Source organism: Chthoniobacterales bacterium (assembly GCA_039930045.1).
Classification (GTDB): Bacteria; Verrucomicrobiota; Verrucomicrobiia; order Chthoniobacterales; family DASVRZ01; genus DASVRZ01.
In genome coordinates this window covers 573,127-597,509 of record JBDSQB010000002.1, presented here as the reverse complement: position 1 = coordinate 597,509, position 24,383 = coordinate 573,127, and the positions used below count along the sequence as shown (strand labels likewise).

The 24,383-nt window shown below is 56.1% G+C and carries 21 protein-coding genes; 13 read left to right on the top strand and 8 right to left on the bottom strand.

What is annotated here, in order from left to right:
- Positions 1-29: 29 nt before the first annotated feature.
- On the top strand, positions 30-422 hold the full coding sequence (locus ABIT76_02905) for a hypothetical protein (protein MEO7932087.1): 393 nt from the start codon (positions 30-32) through the stop codon (positions 420-422).
- On the opposite strand, the gene ABIT76_02900 is transcribed toward ABIT76_02905, so the two are convergent.
- Both ABIT76_02900 and ABIT76_02895 read right to left on the bottom strand, forming a co-directional pair.
- Positions 419-3,538, bottom strand: a complete 3,120-nt coding sequence (locus ABIT76_02900; GenBank protein MEO7932086.1) for an efflux RND transporter permease subunit — start codon at positions 3,536-3,538, stop codon at positions 419-421. The two genes, ABIT76_02905 and ABIT76_02900, sit on opposite strands and share 4 nt — an antisense overlap.
- Before the next feature lie 12 nt (positions 3,539-3,550).
- A complete protein-coding gene (locus ABIT76_02895; protein MEO7932085.1) occupies positions 3,551-4,618 on the bottom strand; it encodes an efflux RND transporter periplasmic adaptor subunit in 1,068 nt (355 codons plus the stop codon).
- A 131-nt stretch (positions 4,619-4,749) separates the two neighbouring features.
- Here ABIT76_02895 and ABIT76_02890 point away from each other — a divergent pair, with 131 nt between their 5' ends.
- The 11 genes from ABIT76_02890 (at position 4,750) to ABIT76_02840 (ending at position 15,728) form a co-directional block, all read left to right on the top strand.
- Complete coding sequence (locus ABIT76_02890) at positions 4,750-5,871, top strand: Xaa-Pro peptidase family protein (protein ID MEO7932084.1); 1,122 nt, start codon at positions 4,750-4,752, stop codon at positions 5,869-5,871.
- Positions 5,868-6,422 carry a UbiX family flavin prenyltransferase gene (locus ABIT76_02885; protein MEO7932083.1) on the top strand — a complete coding sequence of 185 codons (555 nt, stop codon included), beginning with the start codon at positions 5,868-5,870 and terminating at the stop codon, positions 6,420-6,422. The genes ABIT76_02890 and ABIT76_02885 overlap by 4 nt, the downstream gene beginning before the upstream one ends.
- Positions 6,419-7,054, top strand: a complete 636-nt coding sequence (locus ABIT76_02880; GenBank protein ID MEO7932082.1) for a lysophospholipid acyltransferase family protein — start codon at positions 6,419-6,421, stop codon at positions 7,052-7,054. The genes ABIT76_02885 and ABIT76_02880 overlap by 4 nt, the downstream gene beginning before the upstream one ends.
- Before the next feature lie 6 nt (positions 7,055-7,060).
- On the top strand, positions 7,061-7,687 hold the full coding sequence (locus ABIT76_02875; GenBank protein ID MEO7932081.1) for a metallophosphoesterase: 627 nt from the start codon (positions 7,061-7,063) through the stop codon (positions 7,685-7,687).
- A 71-nt stretch (positions 7,688-7,758) separates the two neighbouring features.
- On the top strand, positions 7,759-8,736 hold the full coding sequence (locus ABIT76_02870) for a lysylphosphatidylglycerol synthase transmembrane domain-containing protein (protein MEO7932080.1): 978 nt from the start codon (positions 7,759-7,761) through the stop codon (positions 8,734-8,736).
- Positions 8,737-8,766: 30 nt separating this feature from the next.
- A complete protein-coding gene (gene hemB / locus ABIT76_02865) occupies positions 8,767-9,759 on the top strand; it encodes a porphobilinogen synthase (GenBank protein MEO7932079.1) in 993 nt (330 codons plus the stop codon).
- Between the two features lie 57 nt (positions 9,760-9,816).
- Entirely contained in the window at positions 9,817-10,302 is a 486-nt protein-coding gene (locus tag ABIT76_02860) for a hypothetical protein (protein ID MEO7932078.1), read from the top strand.
- Between the two features lie 105 nt (positions 10,303-10,407).
- Positions 10,408-10,737, top strand: coding sequence for a DMT family protein (locus ABIT76_02855; protein MEO7932077.1), 330 nt, complete (start codon positions 10,408-10,410; stop codon positions 10,735-10,737).
- Between the two features lie 30 nt (positions 10,738-10,767).
- Positions 10,768-11,700 (top strand): glutathione S-transferase family protein, encoded by a 933-nt coding sequence (locus tag ABIT76_02850; protein MEO7932076.1) that lies wholly within the window; start codon positions 10,768-10,770, stop codon positions 11,698-11,700.
- Positions 11,701-11,714: 14 nt separating this feature from the next.
- Entirely contained in the window at positions 11,715-14,267 is a 2,553-nt protein-coding gene (locus ABIT76_02845; protein ID MEO7932075.1) for a GDSL-type esterase/lipase family protein, read from the top strand.
- A 36-nt stretch (positions 14,268-14,303) separates the two neighbouring features.
- Complete coding sequence (locus tag ABIT76_02840) at positions 14,304-15,728, top strand: DUF4139 domain-containing protein (GenBank protein MEO7932074.1); 1,425 nt, start codon at positions 14,304-14,306, stop codon at positions 15,726-15,728.
- 80 nt (positions 15,729-15,808) lie between these two features.
- Here ABIT76_02840 and ABIT76_02835 read toward each other — a convergent pair whose 3' ends face one another.
- Entirely contained in the window at positions 15,809-17,671 is a 1,863-nt protein-coding gene (locus ABIT76_02835) for an ABC-F family ATP-binding cassette domain-containing protein (protein MEO7932073.1), read from the bottom strand.
- Between the two features lie 52 nt (positions 17,672-17,723).
- Here ABIT76_02835 and ABIT76_02830 point away from each other — a divergent pair, with 52 nt between their 5' ends.
- Positions 17,724-18,449, top strand: a complete 726-nt coding sequence (locus ABIT76_02830; GenBank protein ID MEO7932072.1) for a DUF2071 domain-containing protein — start codon at positions 17,724-17,726, stop codon at positions 18,447-18,449.
- Here ABIT76_02830 and ABIT76_02825 read toward each other — a convergent pair.
- The 5 genes from ABIT76_02825 to nadC are packed head-to-tail and all read right to left on the bottom strand — an operon-like array spanning position 18,446 to position 24,379.
- Complete coding sequence (locus tag ABIT76_02825; protein MEO7932071.1) at positions 18,446-19,252, bottom strand: DUF4198 domain-containing protein; 807 nt, start codon at positions 19,250-19,252, stop codon at positions 18,446-18,448. The two genes, ABIT76_02830 and ABIT76_02825, sit on opposite strands and share 4 nt — an antisense overlap.
- A gap of 39 nt (positions 19,253-19,291) precedes the next feature.
- Positions 19,292-22,111, bottom strand: a complete 2,820-nt coding sequence (locus tag ABIT76_02820) for an amino acid adenylation domain-containing protein (GenBank protein ID MEO7932070.1) — start codon at positions 22,109-22,111, stop codon at positions 19,292-19,294.
- A gap of 44 nt (positions 22,112-22,155) precedes the next feature.
- A complete protein-coding gene (locus ABIT76_02815) occupies positions 22,156-22,797 on the bottom strand; it encodes a phosphopantothenoylcysteine decarboxylase (protein ID MEO7932069.1) in 642 nt (213 codons plus the stop codon).
- On the bottom strand, positions 22,794-23,558 hold the full coding sequence (locus tag ABIT76_02810; protein MEO7932068.1) for a biotin--[acetyl-CoA-carboxylase] ligase: 765 nt from the start codon (positions 23,556-23,558) through the stop codon (positions 22,794-22,796). The genes ABIT76_02815 and ABIT76_02810 overlap by 4 nt, the downstream gene beginning before the upstream one ends.
- Positions 23,555-24,379 (bottom strand): carboxylating nicotinate-nucleotide diphosphorylase, encoded by an 825-nt coding sequence (gene nadC / locus ABIT76_02805; protein ID MEO7932067.1) that lies wholly within the window; start codon positions 24,377-24,379, stop codon positions 23,555-23,557. The genes ABIT76_02810 and nadC overlap by 4 nt, the downstream gene beginning before the upstream one ends.
- Positions 24,380-24,383 lie beyond the last annotated feature (4 nt).

The following is a 24,383-nucleotide window of genomic DNA, read 5'->3' as shown; positions in this document are numbered from 1 at the left end:
TGGCTGATCTACCAACCATCACATATTTTATGAAACTCGCCGCCAACATCGCCGGAGCCCTTCTGGGACTCGCTTTCATCGCCTTCTCCCTCATGTTTCTCCTTAACATGATGCCCCAACAACCAGCCCCACCGTTAGGGTCGCCTGTCGCTTTGTTCATGGGCGCACTGGTGCCGACTGGCTACTTTGCGCTTGTGAAAGTGGTCGAACTGATTGGCGGCATCCTAGTCGCCATCCCACGCACGCGTAACTTCGGGCTGCTTTTCCTTGGCCCAGTCATTGTTAACATCCTAGCCTTCCACATTTTCCTGACGAACTGCGCCCAGCTCTTCGATCCCGTGCTGATCCTCATCGTCGTGCTCACCGCGTTCTTGCTCTGGGCAGGACGTAAAGAATTTGCTGGTCTGGTAAATCGAAACTAAGCGGCTTCCAAGGGAGTGAGACTCCGCTTGTGCGGGTTAGCGGCGGATTTTTTTTTCTTCCCCAGCCGTTGCTGGAAATTTTCCAGATACAGATAAAGCAACGGGGTGATGTAGAGGGTGACCATTTGGGAAATGACCAGCCCGCCGACCACAGCCAAGCCCAGCGGACGGCGAACGTCGCCGCCGGCACCGAGTCCGAGCGCTATCGGCAGAGTTCCGGCCATCGCGGCAAGAGTGGTCATGAGGATCGGACGAAACCGGGTGAGGCAGGCTTCGAAAATGGCTTCGGAGGGCGATTTGTTGCCGTTGCGCTGCGCCTCAAGGGCGAAGTCGATCATCATGATGGCGTTTTTCTTCACAATGCCGATGAGCATGAGGAGACCGACGAAGCCATAAACATTTAACTCAGCACGAAAAATGAGCAGCGTCAGGAGCGCGCCGAATCCGGCTGACGGCAACCCCGACAGGATTGTAATCGGATGAATGAAACTTTCGTAGAGGACTCCCAGAATGATGTAGATGAGCAAAAATGCTGCCACCAATAATAATCCAAGTCCGGCCAGGGAGCTGGTAAACGCCTGCGCGGTGCCTTGAAACTGACTGCTAATTTGTGGGTCGAGTTGCTGCTGCGCCGTGCGTTCGATTTGTGGCACCACATCACCCAAAGACACGCCGGGGGCCAAGTCGAATGACAAAGTGACAGCTGGCAATTGCCCCAGATGCTGCACCGAGAGCGGTCCCACTTCTGTGCGAAGTTGTGTGAACGCGCTGAGTGGAATCAGGCGTCCGCTGGTCGAGTTCACATAAAGCCGGGTGAGATCGACCGCGTCGCGTTTGTAAGGATCGGCGAGTTCGAGGATCACACGGTATTGATCATTCGGAGTGTAGATCGTGGAAATCTGGCGCGCGCCATAAGCACTGCCGAGGGTGGTTTCAATCTGCGCCGCGCTCACGCCCAGAGTCGCGGCACGATCCCGATCTATGGAGACCAGAACTTGCGGACTGGAAATCTGCAGGTCAGTCGTCACATCCACCAAACCGGAAATCTGGCGCATGGCGGCTTCCATTTTTCCGGCCGCGCCATAGAGTTGGCCGAGGTCGGGTCCAAAGAGTGTGAATTGATAAAGGCTCTTCGTCTGCGCACCGCCAATACGAATCGTGGGCGGGTTTTGTGGAAAGACTTTCAGGCCAACAATGCCGGCAAATTCTTTGCGCATTTGCCGGATGATTTCATCAACCTTGGGTCGTTCGTGACGGTCCTTCAACGTGATGATGAGACGACCGGTATTTACCGAGCCACCCGAGCCACCGCCAATGCGCGAGAGATAGGCGGCAACCGCTGGATTGCGACCCACGATGTCGGCGGCTTGCTGCTGCAACTCGATAAGCTTTTCAAATGAGACGCCTTGTTCCGCTTCCGTGGAAATTGTAATGCGACCCGTGTCTTCGGTAGGAAGAAATCCCTTGGGCACCAGCGTGAAAAGCCACGCGGTGGCCAGCGCCATCAAGATCGCCACGACGGCGACGATCATTTGATTTTTGAAGGCCCAATGCAGCGTCGATTCGTATCGGGAGACGAGTCCATCGAAGACATTTTCAAACCAATTGTAGAGTCGGTTGTGCTTTTCGTTTTCTGGATGCGGTTTTAAAAACCGGCTGCACAACATTGGCGTCAGAGAGAGAGAAATAAATCCCGACAGGAGAATGGCGACTGCAATGGTGACTGCAAATTCGTTCAGCAGTCGTCCCAAAATTCCGCCCATGAAAAGCACGGGAATAAACACAGCGGCCAGCGAAAGCGTCATCGACAAAATCGTGAAGCCAATCTCCCGTCCGCCCTTTAATGCGGCATCCATCGGGGGGTCTCCTTGCTCGATGTAGCGAACAATATTTTCCAGCACCACGATGGCATCATCCACCACAAAACCGACGGCAAGAATTACCGCCATCAGCGAGAAGTTGTTCATGCTAAACCCCAGCAGATACATCACCGCAAAAGTCCCGATGATGGACAACGGAATGGCGGTGCTCGGAATGAGCGTCGCGCGCAAGTTGCGGAGAAAAAGAAATATGACCAAGACCACCAAAACAATGGCGAGGATGAGGGTGAATTGCACGTCGTGGAGCGACTCACGGATGGCAATGGATCGGTCTTGAAGGATCTCAAGATGAACTCCGGCTGGGAGTTGTTTTTGAAACGTCGGAAGCAACTTACGGATTTCGTCGATGAGTTGCACCGTGTTGGCACCGGGCTGGCGTTGCACGGCTAAAACGATGCCGCGAGTTTTGTTATACCAGCTTAGATTTTTATCGTTCTCGACTCCGTCCGTGACATGCGCCACTTCCTCCAAACGAACGGGGAGTCCGCCACGATAGGCGACGATCAGCTTGCGATATTGTCCCGCTGTGGTGAGCTGACCGTTGGTCTTGATCGTTCTGGATTTAACACCCGCATCCAGTTCACCGGTGGCCAGGTTTGAATTTCCGCCGCGGATGGATTGCTCAATCGTATCCAGTGCCAGGCCTCGGGTGGCGAGCTGGCGTGGGTCGAGTTCCACTCGAACAGCAAATTTTTGCTCACCATAAACATCCACCTGCGCAACACCAGACACCGTCGAAAGTCGTTGCCCCACCAGCGTCTCGGCATATTCGTTGACCTTGGTCAGCGGCAATGTTTCCGAGTAGGCCGCAAGCAGTAAAACTGGAAAATCCGCTGGGTTCACCTTGCGATAGGAAGGCGGGCTGGTAAGATCCGTGGGCAAGTCGCGCTGGGCTTGGGAAATGGCCGACTGCACATCCTGCGCGGCTGCATCGATGTCGCGCGAAAGGTTGAATTGAATTGTGATCGTCGTGCTGCCGAGCGCGCTTGAGGACGTCATGGAATCGATTCCGGGAATGGCGGAAAATCGTTTTTCCAATGGAGTCGCGACCGATGAAGCCATCGTCTCAGGACTCGCGCCGGGCAGATTGGCCGAGACGCTAATCGTCGGAAAATCCACGCTCGGCAGATCGCTCACCGGCAGCTTCACATACGAGAGCAACCCGAATCCAAGTATGGCCAGCATTACCAAAGTGGTGGCGATGGGACGTCGGACAAAAAGTTCGGTCAGGTTCATCCGTGTCGAAAATTACGAATTTGTGGCCGTGTTCGGCGCTGTGGCGAGAACCGGCACTTCGCTGGGAGCAGCCACTTCTTTGGGGGCCACTTTCGCACCCGGATTCACGCGAAGCTGCCCATTAGAGATGACCATTTCTCCAGCCTTCAAACCGCTGCGGACAATGGTGAGATTTCCGTAAGTGCGGGTGACGTCGACCTTTCGGAGCGACACTTTATTCTCCTGCACCACGAGAACTTGGGATCCGTTTTGCGCGTCCATGATCGCGGTCGTGGGCACCACGAGGCAGTCTTTTTCCTCCCTCAAGCGCAGGGCCAGATCGACAAATTGACCGGGCCAGATTTTCTCACTTTCGTTGGTCAACCGCGCTTTCAAAGCAATCGTCCCCGTGTCGCGGTCCACCATGTTGTCAATGAAATCCAGAGCACCTCGGCCGAGTTCCTCGTTGGTTTGAGAATTCCGGACGATCACTGTTAGGGAGCCTTTCTGCGCAGCATTACGCACTTCGGGCAAATCGCTTTCAGGAAGAGAAAACGTCACGTGTATCGGCTGAATTTGGTTGATGACCGCCAGCATGTCCGTGTTGGCCTGAATGATGTTTCCCTCCTTAAAAAGCGCCGCGCCAATCCGGCCAGTGATGGGCGATTTGACCTCTGTCCATTCGCGGGAAAGTTTGGCCTCGTCCAGATCGGCCTTACGCGCCTGCAAGTCGGCCTTGAGCGAATTGGCGGTCGTCCGATACTGGGCGAGCTGCTCCTTGGATGCCGCCCCCTGACCGGTAAGACCCGAGTAACGTTCGAGCTGCAATTCAGCGTTGGCCGCGTTCACCTGGGTCGAGGCGAGGTTGGCTTGTGCCCGATCAATCGCCACATCGAACGGTCTCGGATCAATGGAAAAAAGCACATCGCCTTGCTGAACCACCGCGCCTTCGGTAAAATGAACTTTCGTAATTTCTCCCAGCACGCGCGCCTTGAGCTGCACCGTGGCGAGCGCTTGCGCAGATCCGATGGCAGGCAGATCGAGCGGCACCGTTTCCTGCAGAACCCGCGTGACCTCGACCGGAACAGGCGGCGCTCCCATTGGTTTATTCTCGGGAGAACATCCTGCGGCGAAACAAACAAGGATGGCTAGGAAGCGGGATCGTTTCGTCATGTGCAGTATCTACGTTTAACCCTTGGACGCGGGATGTGTTGCAGCTAAATTCCGTTGAAATGGGCAAGACTCTAAATCGTCTCATCGTCGCTTCCAGCGAAACCTCCGCCGATCTCCGATATGTGACGAAATTTCTGGTCAGCGATCCGGTTATTTTCCTGGAGCAAGGCGGCAGGCGCACCTTGGTGCTCAGCGATCTGGAGATCGACCGTGGAAAACGCGAGGCTGAAGTGGATGAAATCGTCGCGCTGTCCGCTCTCAATAAAAAGCTGAGTTCAGAGGGATCAGAGCCGACATTTCGGGATGCTGTTGCTGGTTTTCTGAAGTCTCGGCGTGTGAAAAAAGCCATAGTCCCAGAGGATTTTCCACTTGGCTTGGCGCAGTTTCTTGTTGGCCAGGGAATCACGCTGAATGTGCAAGACGGCTTGTTTTATCCCGAACGCGAATTCAAATCGGCGGCGGAACTCAAGTTGATCAAACAAGCCCTTCATATCACTGAAACTGGAATGGCACGAGGCATGGAAGTGCTGCGAGCCAGCGAGATCGGCAAGGCCAATGCGCTTTGTTGGGGTGGAAAAACACTGACTTCCGAAATCCTCCGCGCAGAGATTGACAGCGCCATTTTGCGCGTAGGCGGGTTGCCTGCCAACACCATTGTTGCCGGTGGCAACCAGGCTTGTGATCCACACGAGCGCGGCAGCGGACCGCTCAAGGCTAACAGCCTGATCATTTTGGATATTTTCCCACGCGACGCCAAAACGGGGTATTTCGGTGATATGACTCGCACCGTAATCCGTGGCCGCGCCAGCGACGCGCAACGCCAGCTCTGGACAGTCGCGCTGGGGGGACAAAAGCTCGCGCTCAAAGCGATGAAACCCGGCGTCGATGGCGCCAAACTGCACGAGAAAGTAAAAGCCTTCTTTACAGAAAGCGGTTATCCCACCGAGCAGCGAAACGATCGCTGGTGCGGTTTTTTCCATGGCACGGGTCATGGACTGGGCTTGGACATTCACGAAATCCCTCGCTTCTCGCAGGCCGTTTTCCAACCCGGGCAGGTGCTCACGGTCGAGCCCGGTCTGTATTATTACGGCCTCGGCGGCGTCCGTCATGAGGACGTCGTCACGATCACGGAGAATGGGATCAAACTCCTTTCCACACATCCCAAGCCACTGGAATTATGAAGCTGGTCATAGCCGCCACCGGCGCGTCAGGCTCGATTTACCTGCAACGCCTTCTTGATCAAATCGACTGCGCTGCTAACGAGGTTCATCTCGTTCTCAGTGCGTATTCCCGGCAGGTCGTCAGCGAGGAGATTGGCTCGTTACGCGTCCCGTCCGGAGTGGAGCAGCACTCAGACAAAACCATGAATGTGCCGTTCGCCAGCGGGTCGTCCTTGTTCGACGCCATGGTCATCATCCCCTGCTCCATGGGGACTTTGAGTCGAATCGCACACGGAACGAGCGAGAGTCTTATCCTCAGGTCAGCCGACGTTTTTTTGAAGGAGCGTCGGCCACTCATTCTCGTCCCGCGGGAAACACCGTGGAGTCTCATTCATGCGCGAAACGTTGTGAGTGTGATGGAAGCTGGAGCGATCGTCATGCCTGCGATGCCTTCATTCTACAGCCGACCGGAAACCTTCGACGCACTGGCAGATACCGTGGTGCATCGCGTGCTGGATCAACTCCACCTCCCTGTCCCGCAGGCCTATCGCTGGAAGATCGAGCCTGAATGAAAATTCGTCTGCCGGAAAAAAGAGTGGCCGGTTTCATTGCGAGTTTCATTCGACTGCTGGCACTGACCATCCGCGTGAAGATTGAAGACCCCAATGGATTCTTGGCTGGCCCACCTTCCGGCCCCGCTATTTGCATTGTCTGGCACAATCGAATCCTTGGTCTGGTCATCGCCGGGTTTCCCAGAACTGGATTGGTCCCCATGACCGTCCTCACCAGTCCCAGTCGCGACGGCGAACTTCTCGCCCAAGTCATGCATCAATTTGGACTTCAGTCCGTTCGAGGCTCCAGCAAAAAACGTGGCGCGGCAGCCTTGCTCGAACTCCGTGAACACTTCCGCGCCGGACGCACTTTGATCATCACGCCGGATGGACCACGTGGGCCGATCTACACCTTGAGCCCTGGCGTTCTGCTTCTCGCACAAAAAACAGGGGCACCCATTCTCAAGACACATGTCGCATTTTCCAACAGCCGCCGTCTGAAAAGTTGGGACCGTTTTCACATCCCGCTGCCTTTCTCGAAAGTCACCATTCGAATCGAACCCGGCGAGGTTTTTTTGCCCACTCACTCCAGTGAAGAATTTGAACTTCAGCGCGTCAGACTGGAAAATCAGCTTAAGACGGGCGAACTGTGAACGTTCATGTCCAGCAGCCTTCTCGTCGCCGAAAACCTTCTTTTCGACTCACGCCTTGCCCTTTTTCACTGCACCGAACGCTGGCTGGCGATTGCCGATTTGCATTATGGTTACGAACTCAGCCTGCGCGCTTCCGGGGCGCTTTTTCCGGACTTGGGAATGGGGCACATCGAGCAGAATGTCGCTTCGCTCGTTACTGATTATCGACCAGAGGTCGTTCTCTTTTTAGGCGATCTGGTTCATACGCCTGCCGCAACTGCGGCGTTCAAGCAATGGCTCGCCACTCTCGCCGAATCGATTCCGCAACTCATTTTGATTCGTGGAAATCACGACCGCCGGCTCAAGACATTTCCGCTGCACGACCACTGGCGCAGCGGCAGCCAGCTCTTTCATCACGGACACGAATCCATTGAAACTAAGCTTGGCGACATCGTCTTTAGCGGGCATCTGCATCCGGCTCATTTCGTCTCTGACCAAGCTGGGTTTCATCAAAATCTACCCGCTCTCTGCCGCACGTCGGGTGGCTGGATTCTCCCGGCTTTTTCCCCATGGGCGGCGGGCGGCGTTCCCATTGATGTGGAAATCCTCGACCGCTGGGTTTCCAATCAAAAGAAAATCTGGCGAGTCAAATAGCGCCCGTGACGTTTCCCTGAGAATCGTTTGTCCTAGATTCTTCTCCACTCTGCCGATAGCTCTCTTCACCGATGAAAAAAAAGCTCCTCCTCATCTTCCAGGTTTTGGTTAGCCTGGGATTGCTGGTGTGGCTGTTTCGCAAGCAGGAGCTCCGGGCGCAATTCATCGAAGTCGTCACCCACGCACATCCAGGCTGGCTGGCTGCTGGACTGCTCATTGCGGGCATCGGAAATTTTCTTGGCCTGTTTCGCTGGGGCATTTTTGTGAGAATGCTTGGACTTCAAGTAAACTCGCGTGACGTTTTTCGCATAGGGCTCGTGGGTTTGTTTTTTAATAATTTTCTCGTGGGTGCCGTTGGCGGTGATGCGGTGAAAGTCATCTGGCTCTCGGCCAGAGGTCACAAGAAATCCCTCGCGCTCATGTCGGTCGCCATGGACCGCATGAGCGGGATTATGGCCCTGATTTTTTGCTCGCTGCTTTTCATAACACCCCGACTCGACTGGCTCCGCCAGGACCCAACTGTGGCCAGCCTGACCCGTGTCATTTGCATCTATCTTTTCTCCATTGCATTTCTCTTTACCGTCTCGTTGCTAGTCGCCTCGAAAGGCATTGCGAAACACATCCCGTCGTGGGGCCCGGGCAGGTCGCAAATGATGGAATTGGAAGCCGCCTACCGTCAATACATTGAACACTGGCGGCAGGCTCTGATCGCGGCAGGCGTTTCCGTTTTCATGTTCGTCGCCTATTTCATGACGTTTTACTGCTCGGCACGGGCCTTCCAAGTCCAGGTGCCGGTGCTGGATTTTCTGGCGTTCATGCCGACTGTGGACATTATCGCAGCGTTGCCACTGAGCGTGGGAGGCTTTGGCGTTCGCGAGCATTTGTTCACGGTACTGCTGGGAAACTTAAGTCACGTCGAAGCCGCTCCAGCCGTCTTAGTTTCTCTCGGTGGAGCCTTGCTGACCATGGTCTGGGGACTCGGCGGTTTGCTGGTACTGCCATCGTATCGCGTGGCGGCTCTGCAGGCAGGGCCGGAAGTCGCGCCTTGAGCCAGGCAGCTCACCGCGTATAAGTAGCTCATGCTACCACTGATCAAACGTCCGCGCCGTCTGCGGGAAAATAGCGTTCTACGCGAAATGATCAGTGAAACACGCCTCGCGGCAAACCAGTTTATCCAACCGCTTTTCGTCTCAGAAAACATAAGCGCACGGAAGCCTATCGTCAGTATGCCCGGGATTTTTCAGCTTCCCTTGAGTGAGATTGAAATGGAAGTCATGTCACTTGCCAAAGCCGGAGTGTGTGGCGTGTTGTTATTTGGAATCCCAGCCGGAAAAGATGCCGGTGCCACAGGTGCCTATGCTGCCGATGGCATTGTGCAAAATGCCGTCCGTGCCATTAAAAAAGCTGTGCCGGAAATGTTTGTGATTACCGACGTATGCCTCTGCGAATATATGTCGCACGGACACTGCGGCATCGTTCATGAGGACCACGGAAAGTTCTCCGTGTTGAATGATGCATCGGTCGAGATTCTCGCCAAGGTCGCAGTCTCTCACGCGCGGGCCGGAGCTGACATGATCGCGCCCAGCGACATGATGGATGGCCGCATCGGAGCCATCCGCAGTGCGCTGGATACCGCAAACTTCGCACATCTTCCAATCATGAGTTATGCGGCGAAATTTTGCTCCGCCATGTATGGCCCTTTTCGTGAGGCGGCCGAAAGCGCACCGCTTTTTGGAGACCGTCGCAGTTATCAGATGGACCCGGCGAATGCATTGGAGGCACTCCGCGAAACCGAGTTGGACATCGCCGAGGGAGCCGACATTGTGATGGTCAAGCCGGGGTTGCCCTATCTCGATATTCTGTGGCGCGTGAAGGAAAAATTCCAGCTTCCGACTGCCGTTTATAATGTTAGCGGGGAATACGCCATGGTCAAAGCCGCTGTCACCAATGGCTGGCTGGATGAGCGGCGAGTCGTGCTGGAAACCATGACCGCCTTCCGCCGTGCCGGAGCTGATTTGATTATTACTTATTGGGCAGCGCAGATTCCAAGCTGGCTGGCGGAGCAAAAATAATTTCGCAACTTTACCAGCCCATTCGAGTTTCTCCACATAGTTACCCATTACATAACTATGAAACTCAAATCCATCCTGCTCACCACTTGTCTGACAGCCACCACGCTGCTCGTTCAACCCAACCTGCAATCCCAGACTGCCTCGCCGTCTCCATCGCGCACTCCTGGTGCTCCACCTAAATTCGGTCCCGAAGATCACCCGCGCGGCGGAGGCAAACCAGGCGGTGAAGGCCGCCGCGGAATGCGCAATCCCGAGGAACGCATTGCCCATCTAAAGGAAGTTCTCGGCCTCACACCCGAACAGGAAACGAAGATACGTGAAATCCTCAAAACTGAGGGCGACCAAATCCGCGCTGAACGTCTGGCCAACAAAGGCACCAAGCCCGATCCAGAGGCGCGTCGCGCCAAATGGAAAGCCGAGCGTGAGAAGATTGAAACTGCCATCAAAGCCGTTCTCACTCCCGAGCAAGTGACCAAATTTGAAGCCATGAAAAAGGAACGCAAAGAGCGCGGTCCACGGCCCGACAGCTCTCCCAAACCTTAATTCGAGTTTGATTCCACTCAGAAAAGCCGCACTCTCGGGTGCGGCTTTTTTGTTGCGAAAAAGGCGGCTTCATTTTCTGCCTCGCGTGCGATTCACTGTTGCCGCATGAAAACCGTCCTGCTTCTCGTCATCTCCAACCTCTTCATGAATCTCGCCTGGTATGGACATCTGAAGTTTAAGGCAGCGCCGCTCTGGATGGCGATTCTAGTGAGCTGGGGCCTGGCTCTTTTCGAATATATGTTTCAGGTTCCGGCGAATCGACTCGGCTCCAAACATTGGGATGTGGCTCAACTGAAAATTCTTCAGGAAGCCCTTACGCTCGGCGTATTCTGCATCGTGGCGTGGTTCATGTTCGGCACGCAATTCTGGAAGTGGAATTACCTCTGCGCCTATGTCTGCATTATGGGAGCCGTCTTTTTTGCCTTCAAATTCTGATCATCTGATTTGTAAACTTTACCTCTTAACATGGCTCAATTTCCCCAAGAACAATCCGACTCCGGTGAATTTCAGCGCCAGGGTGATGCCTTCCGCAACTGGGTCCGTCGTGACGACCGCGCGGAATTTGCAGCCGAGTCTGAGCGTTATCATCTCTACGTTTCGCTCGCCTGCCCGTGGGCGCACCGGACGATTATCATGCGTCAATTGAAAGGACTCGAAGACGTTATCGGCATGACGGTCGTCAATCCTGTTCGCGACGAACGCGGCTGGGCGTTCCGCGATGGACCAGGTCATTCCACAGACCCGATCAACGGCTTCCAGTTCCTCAGCGAAGCGTATCGCGCGACGGACTCAAACTACGATTCGCGCGTCACGGTCCCGGTGCTCTGGGATAAGAAGACGAGCCGGATCGTGAGCAACTCCGATGACGACATTTTGCGGATGTTAAGCAGCGAGTTTGCCGACTTCGCAAAGAACACTGCAGACTTCTATCCCGAGGATCTGCGGAATAAAATTGACGACATTAATTCCCTGATTTACGACACGGTGAACAATGGCGTTTACCAGGCTGGGTTTGCCACAAGTCAGCGCGCCTACGAGACGGCGGCTTGGGCAGTTTTCGATACATTGAATCAGCTCGAAGTCCTACTCGGCAGCCGGCGCTACCTTTTTGGGCAGCGTCAGACTGAAGCCGACTGGCGACTTTTCCCGACGTTGATTCGCTTTGACGAAGTCTATCACGGGCACTTCAAATGCAATCTTCGCCGGCTGGTCGATTACCCGAATCTTTTCGCTTACACGCGCGATCTTTACCAGCAGGACGACGTGAGCGCGACGGTGAATTTCGATCACATCAAGCGGCATTATTATCAGACGCACGATGATATCAATCCAACTCGCATCGTGCCGATTGGCCCCATGGTGGACTTCCATGCGCCGCATCAGCGCGGCAATTTATAAACTCATCCACCGCTATGAAAAAATTTCTCCTCCAAGTCATCTGCCTTCTGCTCGCCTTTGTTTCCATGCTGCGCGCGGCCGCGCCTTCCTCACCGCTCGATCCTGGGAAATTGCTGAAGACGATTCGCGTCGCCTGCGTGGGCGACAGCATCACGCAAGGAGTCGGCGCGGAGAATGGAAAGTCCTATCCCTCGCAGCTTCAAGAACTCCTCGGCGACGACTGGGAAGTGGGCAATTTCGGTGTCAGCGCACGGACGCTGCTTCGCAAGGGCGACTTCCCATATTGGAAGGAAAATGCTTTCCGCCAAGCGCAGGATTTCCAGCCCGATGCGGTGATCATCATGCTCGGGACCAACGACACGAAGCCGCAAAACTGGACGCACAAAGACGAGTTCGCCGCTGACTACACCGACCTCATCCAGACCTTTCTCGCGCTGCCCACTCACCCACGCGTGTTCGTTTGCAGACCCGTCCCCGTGCCGGAGCCGGGGAATTTTGGCATCAACGAAACCAACATTCAGGAGGAAATCAAGATGCTCGACCGCATCATTGAAGCCCAGCCCGCAACCCTCATCGACATGCACGCCGCCCTCGCCGATCATCCAGAATTATTTCCGGATCGAGTGCATCCCAACACAACTGGGGCCGGACTGATGGCGCAGGCTGCCTTTGAAGCTCTCACCGGAAAAAAACCGGAGCCGCCACTGGCCATTCGCACCAACAGCCTCTTTCGTTCCCATGCCGTGCTGCAGCGTGGGATCGATCATCCCGTCTGGGGAACGGCTCCTGATGGAACCGATGTGACAGTGGAATTTGCGGGGCAAAAGATCTCTACCGTCGCGCGTGATGGCCGATGGAAAGTGAATTTGCGCCCACTGGCCGTCAGCGATCAGCCACGCGAAATGATCGTCTCCAGTCCGGCAGGAAAAATAGTTCTGCGCGACATCCTCGTGGGCGATGTCTGGCTCGCCAGCGGGCAATCCAACATGGAGCGCCAGCTCGGTCCTCGTCCTCCGCAGCAGGAACTCACTGGCTGGAAAGAGGAGGTTGCCTCGGCGAACTATCCGCTCATACGACAGTTCTACGTGCCTCAGAAAATGGCAGCAGGTGCTGTGTCCGATGTGAATGGCCGCTGGGCGGTTTGCACGCCCGAGACCGCCAGCCAGTTTACTGCGGTTGGCTACTACTTTGCGCGGGATGTTTTCAAAGCCATCCATGTTCCCATTGGCATCCTGCATTCCTCCTGGGGCGGCACGCCTGCCGAAGCCTGGACGAGTCCCGAGGCGCTCAAAAACCTTCCTGAGTTTAAGGAAATGATGGAGGCTATGGATGCAACGCAGTCTGGCCGGCCTCCGAAAGATGTGCGCGGCGAATGGTTGGCGAAAAACGATCCCGGCTCCACCCCTGGCCACGGTTGGGAAATGGCTGAATTCACTCCCTCCGACTGGCAGGCTGCGGAGTTGCCCGCGACTCTGGATCACATGGGACAGGCTAATTTCCACGGTGTGATCTGGTTCCGACGCGAGTTCGATCTGCCTGCGGAAGCCGAAGGGAAGCCTGCGCTTTTGCACCTCGGAAAATTGGACGACGAAGATACCACATGGATCAATGGCCAGCGCGTGGGTGCCACCAACTCATGGCAAAATAACCGCGATTATGCCATTCCGGCCGGAGCGATGCATTCGGGTAAGAACGTCATCACGGTTCGTCTGGTGAACGTCGCCGGAAACGGCGGCTGGCTCGTCGCTCCGAACGAACTCAAACTCGACTTCACCGGGACTGCCCTCCCTCCTGTGATGCTCTCCGGCCAGTGGAATTACCGCACTTCCACCAGTTTCACCAACGGCCCCGCCTGGGTCATGACCTCTGGTGGCCCCGGTCAATATCAGCCGGGCAACCTCTTTCGGTCCATGCTCGCGCCGCTTATTCCTTATCCAATTCGTGGCGTCGTCTGGTATCAGGGTGAGGCTAACTCCGCTCGCGCCAGCATCTATCGCCGACTCTTTCCAGCCATGATAAATGACTGGAGGCAACGCTGGAACATCGGTCCATTTTTATTTCTCTACGTGCAAATCGCACCGCATAAAGACATGAGCCCGGAGATTCGCGAGGCGCAATTTCTCACCCTAAAACAGCTTCCCAATCTCGCCATGGCAGTCATCACCGATCACGGCGACGCCAACGACATTCACCCCTCCCAGAAGGAACCCGTCGGCCAGCGTCTCGCCATGGCGGCGCGTGCTTTGGAGTATGGGGAAAAGATCGAATACTCCGGCCCGCTCTATGAATCCGTCGCCTTTGCCGGGAACAAGGCGACAATTCAGTTCAGTCATTTGGGCTCGGGTTTGATGGCCCAGGATGGCCCGCTGAAAGGTTTCACCATTTCTGGTGCGGATAAGAATTTCATTCCCGCGCAAGCCGAGATTCAGGGCGACAGCGTCTTGGTCTGGAGCGATGCCGTGGTCGCTCCGGCAGCGGTGCGGTATGGCTGGTCCAATGTTCCCGACGTCAATTTCTTTAATAAAGAGGGCCTGCCCGCGTCGCCTTTTCGCACCGATCCAGATTAAACTAAGAAAACCCATCGCTCCCGCGTTCTCCCCATCATGAAGCACACCCTCGCCGCCCTCGCCCTCGCTGTCTCCAGCACGCTCGCTCAACCTGCTCCCTCCCAGCCGGGAGTCGCGCTCACGATCTACAACCAAAACTTCGGCGTCGTTCGCGAGACGCGCCAACTCTCCATCACTGACGGCACAGTGCGCTTTCAGGATGTGGCGAAACAGATCGATCCCACCAGTGTGCATTTCCTTTCGCTAACTGATCCCGACGCGAAGGTGCTCGAGCAAAACTACGAATACGATCTCGTTTCCGCCGATAAGTTGCTGGAGAAATACATCGACCGCGACATCACGGTGAAGACGGCGGGCGGTGCGATTTACACTGGGAAATTGCAGAGCTTCGATCCGGGTCAGATCGTATTGGCGCAGGCAGACAACAAAGGTCTCGCCATGATCCAGCGCCCGCAAAACGTCGTGGACATCCAGTTTGGTTCGCTGCCCGATGGGCTCATCACACGCCCGTCGCTCGTCTGGAAAGTGGCCACCGCCAAGCCCGGCGATCAGATGGTCGAGATCGCCTACCAGACCCAGGGCATCAGTTGGAATGCGGACTACAATCTCGTTCTTTCCGGCGATGAAAAACAGGCTGATCTCGGCGGCTGGGTGACGATCACCAATCAGTCCGGCGCCACTTACCGGGACGCCCGGCTCAAACTCGTCGCAGGCGACGTGCATCGCGTGCAGCCAAATGCGAGAATGGAGAAAGCTCCCATGGCCTTGGACGCTGTAGCCGCAGAAGCCCCCACTGGCTTCGAGGAAAAGTCCTTCTTCGAATATCACCTCTACACCCTCGGACGCCCTGCGACGGTGGCCGAAAATCAGACGAAACAAATCGAACTCCTCTCTGCCGCCGCCATTCCGCTGAAGAAGATTTACCTCTACGACGGGCAGCCCCAGATGCGTTTCTATGGCGGCCTGCAAATGGAGAACGACTTCGGCTCGGAGAACTCCAACAAAAAGGTGAAGGTCTTCTTCGAGATCGCCAATTCCAAGGAAAACCACCTCGGCTTGGCACTGCCCAAGGGCAAAATCCGCATCTCGAAGCGCGATCCGGCGGATAATTCCCTCGAGTTCGTCGGCGAGGACGAAATCGATCACACTCCGAAGAACGAAAAAATCCGCATCACCACCGGCGACGCCTTCGACATCGTCGGCGAGCGCAAGCGGACGAATTTCACCCTTAACACGCGCGGTCACGTGGCCACGGAAAGTTTCGAGATCAAGGTCCGCAACCACAAGGACACCCCGATTGAAGTGCTCGTGAAGGAAACGCTCTACCGCTGGAACCAGTGGGAAATCACCGATTTGAGCGACAAATGGACCAAGGAAGATGCCAATACCATCCACATCCCGGTCACCATCGAAAAAGATGGCGAAAAAGTCGTGACTTATACGGTGAAATATACCTGGTAGAAGTCTGGAACGCTCCGTTAACCTTTGGGAACGCTCCGTTAACCTTTGGGAGCGCTCCGTTTGCCTTGGGGAACGCTCCGTTAGTCGGCGTCTTTCGCGCCGATGAGGTTGGCGGCGGCTTCCCACTTCGCGGAGGCGCGTTCCAGACTCGTGCTGACGGCCATGAGTTCGCGGTTCAGTCGAAAGGCGAGACCGGAGTCGGACTGCGCTTCGCTGGATTCCAGCCGCGCGGACAGGTCGGCCTGCTGTTTCTCCAGAGAAATGACCTCGGCTTCGAGAGCGGCGACTTCTTTTTCTGCCGCGCGCTTGAGGGCGTTGGCGGCGGCGCGCTCGGCTTGGACGCGTTTGCGTTCCTCCCGGACTTCGCGCATGGAGAGTCCTTTGGCGACGACGGGACCGGTTTTCGCCTGCTCGATTTGTTCCATCGGTCGGCCCGAGGTGAGGCCGGCACGCTCGGTGAGAGCGTTGGTTTTATCGAGAAAATACTGGTAGTCGCCGGGGTAGGCTTTGATCGCTCCCGAGTGAATGTGAAGGACGCTGGTGGCGAGCTGGCGGATGAAATACACGTCGTGGCTGATGAATAGGAGCGTACCCTCGTATTGCTTGAGCGCCTCAATGACGGCGTCGATGCTGGCGATGTCGAGGTGGGTGGTCGGCTCATCCATGAGGAGGAGATTCGGCGGATCGAGCAGCAACTTGACGAGAGCGAGGCGGCTTTTTTCTCCACCCGATAACACTGCAACTGGCTTGAAAACGTCGTCGCCGCGGAAGAGGAAGCTGCCGAGGACGGTGCGGGCGGTTTCGTCGGAGACGGGGTGGTCCATGTCCTGGACGGATTGCAGGACGGTGTGTTTCATGTTGAGCATCTCGACGCGGTTTTGCGAGAAGTAGCCGGGCTTCACGTTATGGCCGAGTTCGCGCTCGCCACTTTGAATGTCCATGACGCCTGCGAGGAGCTTGAGGAGGGTCGATTTGCCCGCGCCGTTTGGTCCGCAAAAGACGGTGCGTTGGCCTTTTTCCACGGTGTAATCGAGGCCACGATAGACGACTTGCTCACCGTAGGCATGGCCGACGCCGGTGAGGGAAATGACTTTCTGCCCGCTCTTCGGTGGCGATGGAAAACGGAACCCGATGCTTTTGCCGGCGGCGACGGGAGCCTCGATTTTCTCCATGCGATCGATCTGCTTGAGCTTGCTCTGGGCTTGAGACGCTTTACTGGCCTTGGCGCGAAAACGGTCGGCGAAACGCTGCAAAGTCTCGATTTCTTTCTGCTGATTTTTGTAGGCGGAGAGGAGTTGCTCGTCGCGGGCGACGCTCTGGCCGACGTAGCTGGAGTAATTTCCCTTCCAGCGGGTGAGGCGCGAATGTTTGATCTCGACGATGGAGCCGACGAGCCGGTCGAGGAAATCGCGGTCGTGGGAAATGACGACGATCGCGCCAGGATAACGGCTGAGATATTCGCGGAACCAGACCAATGTTTCCAAGTCGAGGTGGTTCGTCGGCTCATCCAAAATCAGCAAATCCGGTTCCTGCACGAGGAGCCGGGCGAGGTGGGCGCGCATGACCCAACCGCCGCTGAGATGCCGTGCCGGACGGTCGAAATCGCTCTCGCGAAAGGCGAGGCCGTGGAGGATGCGCTTGGCTTTCGGCTCCATCTGGTAATCATCGGGATCGACGTTGTGCGACATGGCGACTTCGAGGACGGTCTCGTCGCCGACGGGGGCAGTTTCCTGCGGGAGAAAGCCGAGCGTGGCGCGTTTGTCGAAACTCACGCTGCCTTCGTCGGGTGAAGTTTCTCCCATGATGAGTGAGATCAAAGTCGATTTGCCGGCTCCGTTCGGGCCGACGAGGCCAATGCGTTCGCCGGTGTTGACTTGGAGCGACGCGTCCTGAAAAAGAGTGCGGCCGCCGTAGGATTTCGAGAGTTTGGAGACGGTGAGCATGGGTAAAAAATGGAGCGTGGATATTCGCGGCAGATGCGCCAATAGTCAAAGGGTGCCCACCATCGACCAGCGTCTCGCCCTCCGCGAGCGGCCTGCGACCCGCGTGGTGATGCGCCAGACGTGGCGCGAGCTGCTTTTTCTCCATTGGAAATTTGAGCCGTCGGAGATCCAGCGACTGCTACCGCCGGGGCTGACGGTGGATACTTTCGACGATGCAGCGTGGGTCGGAATCGTGCCGTTTTTCATGTGCGGAGTCCGGCCTGTCTGGTCGCCATCCGTCCCTGGTTTGTCCAATTTTCTGGAGCTGAATGTGAGAACCTATGTCCATGATAATAATGGAACTCCCGGCGTGTGGTTTTTCTCGCTGGATGCCAGCAATGCGGTGGCTGTCTGGCTCGCACACACTTTTTTCAAGCTGCCCTATTTCCACGCCAGAATGCGGGCGCGGGCGACTCCTGCCACGGTGGATTACTGGTCGCAGCGAGGCGAGTTGGAGCCGGATCATTTCGTCTATCAACCAGTCGGGCCGGTGCGTCTGACGGAACCCGGTTCGCTCGATTTCTTCCTGGTCGAACGCTATCTGCTCTATGCCCATGACGCCGGTCATCTATTTTCCGGGCGCGTGCATCATCCACCGTATGCGTTGCGCGCGGTAAAAGTCCTGGAGCACTCCACTCACCTTCTAACATCCGCCGGGCTGGAGCCGCCCAGCCGCATTTACGATCACGCCATCTATTCCAGCGGAGTCGATGTTAACATCTTTGCGCTGCAACGTTAGTACGCAAACGTCAGGCTGGCCCAATAGCTATGATAGTTCGCTTGCATGCCTTCGGCGGGAGCATCCGGCACGATCTTCACCGATCGAATCAGCCAGCTTCCTGTCTGCTCGATGGGAAATTCGCAGCAGCCTTTGTCATCGGTGATCGCCGTGCTGCTGGTGAGCTTTCCATCCAGCTTGTGGATCGCAGTTACTTTCACTGCGGACACGGGATGACCTTCAAAGAGCACCTTGAACTTTAAGCTAATCAGACCACCCAGATACGGGTTCTCCTTCGGCACAATTTCGTAGTTCTGCCCGACGAGTTTGCTGGCGGTCTGGTTCACATCCCCGCCGACTTGCAGCAATGTCTTCAGGTAGCGCGTGTAAGTTTCGCAGACCGTTTTCTTGGAGGCAGACAATTCTTTCTCGTCGATCACGGCCCCTTCACGCGCGGCATATTCCAAATATTTCGCTCGCCCAAAGCGGATCTCGGAAGCCGTGCGTTCCATCGTTACTAACACCGTTCCCTCCTGGCGCAGCTTGAACATGCATGCCGGCACGCTGTTGTTAGCTCGATGCAAAAGTAAATTCCCAAACTGCCGCGACTGACCATAGTCGCGAAAATCCGCCGTTCGCCCCACCTGCAACGGCTTCTCCTGTCCTTCCGCAAAATTCTTTCCAAACATCAGCCTCACCACCGCCATCTCTTGATTCGCGAGCCGGGTTCGATCCGCCTCCAGCCAGTAGTCATGAGCCTGAAGGCATGGTGCTAACATCACCATAGCCACCAACGCTATCGCCCACCGCAATTGTGCTTCCATGGAATGTTAGTTACTAACAATGCACTCGCTTGTAAATGCTTATCGGCAAACGCTCAATATCTCCCGCAGCACGCCGGCCAGCCGCTCCGCCCCGCTCGTGATCATTCCATGGTGGCTCCCCGGCAAAAAATAATGCCGTATCTCCGGCGCCAGCCCATCCCATGCGGCCAGCATCGACTGGCGGCGACAGAGTGTGTCGTCGGATAAAATCAGGTCCACCGGCACATCGATTCGTCGAGGGCGATAATCACATTCCGCCCAAGCCGCGATCACTGGCCCCTCTCCATATTCATTTAGCCAAGCCGCATCCGCCTCCGACAACACCGGCATCGGGGGCGGCTCTTGCAGGAGGAGTTTGCGGCGAATCCAGGCGAGCTGACCCGCGCGCTCCATCTCTCGAAAGGCGCGCCATTTTTCCATCGTCCCCCAGCCTTTGGAAAAAGCAGGAATGCGTTCCTCCGGCGCTAGCGACGACCGGTTATTCCAACGCCGCCACAGCCGCATCAGTGGGTGCGCCCATTCGGCTTCCAATAAAATCACCCGCTCGACCTCATGGCCGCGATCTCTCAATAGATGGGCCACCTCAAATGCCACTATCGCCGCCGAGCAAAATCCACCGATTACAAACGGCCCGTCTTTTCTAACATTCAGGATGTCCTCTACGTGCCGCTCCGCCATGTTAACAATTGACGCCTCCCAGGGCCGTTCCCGGTAGTCGATCGGAGCCAGCGCATGGAACGGACGGCCCGCTCCTAACAATCGACTCAGTTTCCTGCAATAGAATCCGACTCCCGTCATGTCGCCGTGCAGATAGAAAAACGGTGCGCCATCCCCCGTCTCCACCAGCGGAGTGATGTGCCGGTGGCTCTGCCCTTGTTTGCCCCGCAGAATGGAGCCGACTAACCATTCGATGGTCGGCTGCCGCTCGAAGGGTTCCAGCCCTTGCGGCGTGTGAAAAAGACGCTCGACTTCCATCAGCATGGCGCGAGCGGAATCGCGCGTGCCGCCGAGATCGAAGAAGCCTTCCTGCACATCGATCCGCGTTACGGGCAGATAGCGCAGCCAGAGTTCCGCCAACTCATGATGCAAAATGAGATAGGCTCCGCTCGCATCGTCCGTTCCTTCGCCCTCGCCCAGGCAGCGAGCCATCGCGCGCACCGTGGACGACTCAAAAAGCGCAGCGATGGAAGCCTTGTTTCCCACCTCCTGTCGAATGCGCGTGACGAGTTGCAGTCCTAACAACGAGTCACCGCCGAGATCAAAGAAATCATCCTCGGCCCCGACTTCCGGCACACCGAGAATCTCCGACCAAAGCGCGGCGAGTTGCAGTTCCATGGGAGTCATCGGCTGCGCATCGCGACCCGGCCCGGTGCTTTCAAAAACAGGCGCAGGCAAGGCGGCGCGATCGATTTTTCCATTCGGCAGCAGCGGCCATTCGTTTACTAACACGAAGGCCGACGGCACGGAATGCGCCGGCGATTTCGAGGCAGCGTGCCCGCGCAGCTCTGCCTGCGACGGCGCCGCGGCGTCCTTTTTGAGCAGATAGTAGGCGACTAGTTTTTGATCGTCCGCGCGGTCCTCGCGAACCACCGCCAGCGCCTCGCGCACCGCCCAATGCGACTGGACGATGGCGGCGATCCCCCGCAACTCGATGCGGTGCCCGCGCAGTTTCACCTGGTCGTCGGTACGGCCAAGAAAATAGAGCACGCCATCTGCATCGAAATAACCGAGGTCGCCCGTGCGATAAAGCCGGTCATCCGGGTTAGATGAAAATGGATCACGAATGAATTTCTCCGCTGTCAGTTCCGGTTGATTCCAATAGCCGAGCGCCAGTTGACGGCCACCAATATAAATCTCACCCGCGATCTCCGGAGGCGTGCGGCGCAAGGACGGATTCAGCACATGAATGTTAGTATTCGCCACCGCTCGGCCAATGGGAATGCGGATCAGATTTGCGTGCGGCTGACACACCCAACGCGTGACTTGGATGGTGGTCTCCGTCGGTCCGTAAACGTTGTCGATCGGAATGGAGAAAATGGCCGAGAATCGATCCACCAACTCCTGCGTGATCAATTCACCACCGACCAGCACCTGTCGCATCGAGCGGCAATTTTCCACTCCCGGCTCCTGTAGAAATGCTTCTAACATCGAAGGTAGAAAATCCAGCAGGGTAATTCCATGACGCTGGATCAACGAGACTAGATATGCTGGGTCGGACTGGCCGCCTGGCCGTGCGAGAATAACTTGCCCTCCACCGATCAGCGGCCAGAAAATTTCAAAGACAGAAATATCAAAGCTGAATGGAGCCTTTTGCAAAAACCGGTCCGCCGATGTTAGATGATAGGTATCCTGCAGCCAGAAAAGTTGATTGCAAATGGCGCGATGCGGCACGACCACACCCTTTGGGCGTCCTGTGGTGCCGGACGTATAGATGACGTAGGCCGGATCGGACGGCTGCAAATCCACCGGGGTCTGGAAATCCGGGCTGGTGCTTTCTAATGTTAGCTGGTCCGTATCCACGTGAATAATTTTTGCGGAACCAGTTTCCAGACAAGAAACAAGACCCTCCTTGGTTAGAAGGACCGCCACTTGCGAATCCTCAATCATGTAAGCCACGCGTTCCGCCGGATAATCGGGATCGATCGGAACGTAGGCAGCGCCCGCTTTGAGAATCGCTAGAAGACTCACCATCATTTCCAGGGAACGCTCCATGGCCACGCCGACAAGTTGGCCGCGACTCACACCGGCGGAAGCTAATTTGATCGCCAATCGATTCGCCAGACCATCGAGCTGGACATAGGTTAGGCTCTCTTCCCCTTGTAATACTGCGACCGCATCGGGTGTGCGCTCTACTTGCATCCGAAGAAGATCTGTCAGACAAACGTCTTCAGGATAGTCGGGTGTCATTCGTTGGGAACGTTAGCTGACAAAAAATTTGCCAGTTCCTGTTTATTTGAAAAATCGCGATGCGAGTTTTTGGTTAGACAGGCAAAGCCGGAACCAATAGCCGCGCCATTCAGGACACAGGCATCCGTCTGGCATTCTTCCATTTGCCGGATTGCTTTTTGCGAAGCTTCCTCAGTGGTGCCGGAGAGTTCGTATTTCCAGCCGGTGATGCGGGCATGGGGGAAAAGCCGGCGTAGTTTCACAATCACTTTGCCCGCGGGTTTCAATCGAATGTTCAAGATGGGAATGGAACTCCCGATTTTATCTTCTAACAATGGACGCCCCATGTCGTCCATGATGGATGTGACTTCAAAATCCGTCAACGCAGCCGCATGGAAGACCTGATGAACCACCCGGCTTTCCGCTATTCTCCGGAGCATGGTTAGGAGATCGGAATTTGAGAAAAAAGATTCGACTTTCATGCCTATCGGCGGACGAAATGTGGCTCCCTCGCCTCGCAGACAGATCACCTCGTGACCAGATGTGTGCAGAGCTTCTGCTAACAGCGTGCCTAGCTCTCCAGTGGAGAAATTTGTGATGCGGCGCACGGCATCGATCCGGGTGGAAGCCGGCCCGCAGGTGACTAGGCAGGTGCTCATGCAAGGGAGGTTTTCAAAAGTGTCACTTCCCCTGAGGAGATGACCGTTTCAGCACCGGACTTCTGCCGCACCCGCAAGCCGCCACCCACGTCTAGTCCGGTCACAATCCCAGTTACACTATGGTCTCCCAGCTTTGCTGTGATGGGTTTTTCTAACAATACACTGCGACTCCCGCACTCGGCGATAATGGAATCTAACTCAGCAGGCAATGTTAGATAAATGGCGTCCAGTTCATTCAACAGCGCCGCAGCGAGTTCTATTCGATTCACGGCGTTGGTGGCAAACATTCCGATGAAACCCGCCCTGTCACGCAGTTCCTCCGGGAAATCCAACGTGGTTTGCGAGACGTTCAGGCCGATGCCGATCACGATGAACTTTTTGCCGGCCTCGCAAAGAATTCCAGCGACTTTTTTTCCGTCGATCTGAATGTCGTTGGGCCATTTGATGCCGACTGAGTGCGTTGTTAGTCGCTCAAGAACCCGCGCCATTGCCACGGCGGCCACCAGGCTGATGCGCGATACGTTGGACCAGTCGGGACGCAGCAATATGGAGAAGGTGAGGCTCTGACCCGGATGGGAGTTCCATTGTCTTCCTAGGCGGCCACGGCCTTGGGTTTGTGAATCTGCGAATACAACAAGACCTTCCGGCGCGCCCTTGTTTCCGAATTGCTGGGCGACATCGTTGGTCGAAGTCACCTCAGGATAATAATAGAACGGATGCCCGATGATTTTGCTGGTTAGCAAAGCACTGACGTCGGTCATGCTAGTTCCAGTGAAAAATCTACTGCCCTGGCTGAATGCGTCAACGCACCGACAGAAATGAAATCGACTCCGGTAGCGGCGATGGCAGCGACGGTTTCCAGATTGACTCCACCGCTGGCCTCCAGCAGGACGCGGCCCGAGGTTAGCCAGACAGCCGTGCGCAACTCGTCGAGCGACATGTTGTCGAGCAGAATGACGTCCACCTGGGTCAATGTTAGAAATGCGGCGACCTGTTCGAGATTGTCGACCTCGAGTTCGATGCGAATGTTAGGATGCGCCGCCTTGAAGCGATGAATGGCCGCTTGCAAATGAGTTACGTAGGGATCGGAGAGGAGGTGGTTGTCCTTCACCATCACCATGTCGTAAAGGCCGATGCGGTGATTGGTTCCTCCGCCTGCCTTGACGGCAGCTTTTTCTAACATCCGAAGTCCAGGCGTGGTTTTTCTAGTGTCTAGGATGCGGGCGTTGGTTCCAGCGACGGCCTGCACATAGCGCTGCGTGAGTGTGGCGACGCCGGAGAGGCGCTGGAGGAAGTTTAACGCGACTCGTTCCGCTGTTAATATGGAGGCGGTTTTGCCATGAATGGTTAGAACGGTGTCGCCATGTTCCAGATGGTCTCCGTCGGCACGTTGCGTCTGAACGTCGAGAGTGGCATCGACCTGGCAAAATGTTTCAGCGGCAGTGGCAATTCCAGCCAGGGTGCAGGTTTCCTTGGCAAAGATTCTAGCGGATGTTTTAGCCTTGCGATCTATGAAGTATTGTGCGGTGAGATCGCCGCTGCCGATGTCTTCGGCGAGTGCCAGTGCAATGGGATCGTGCATGAGG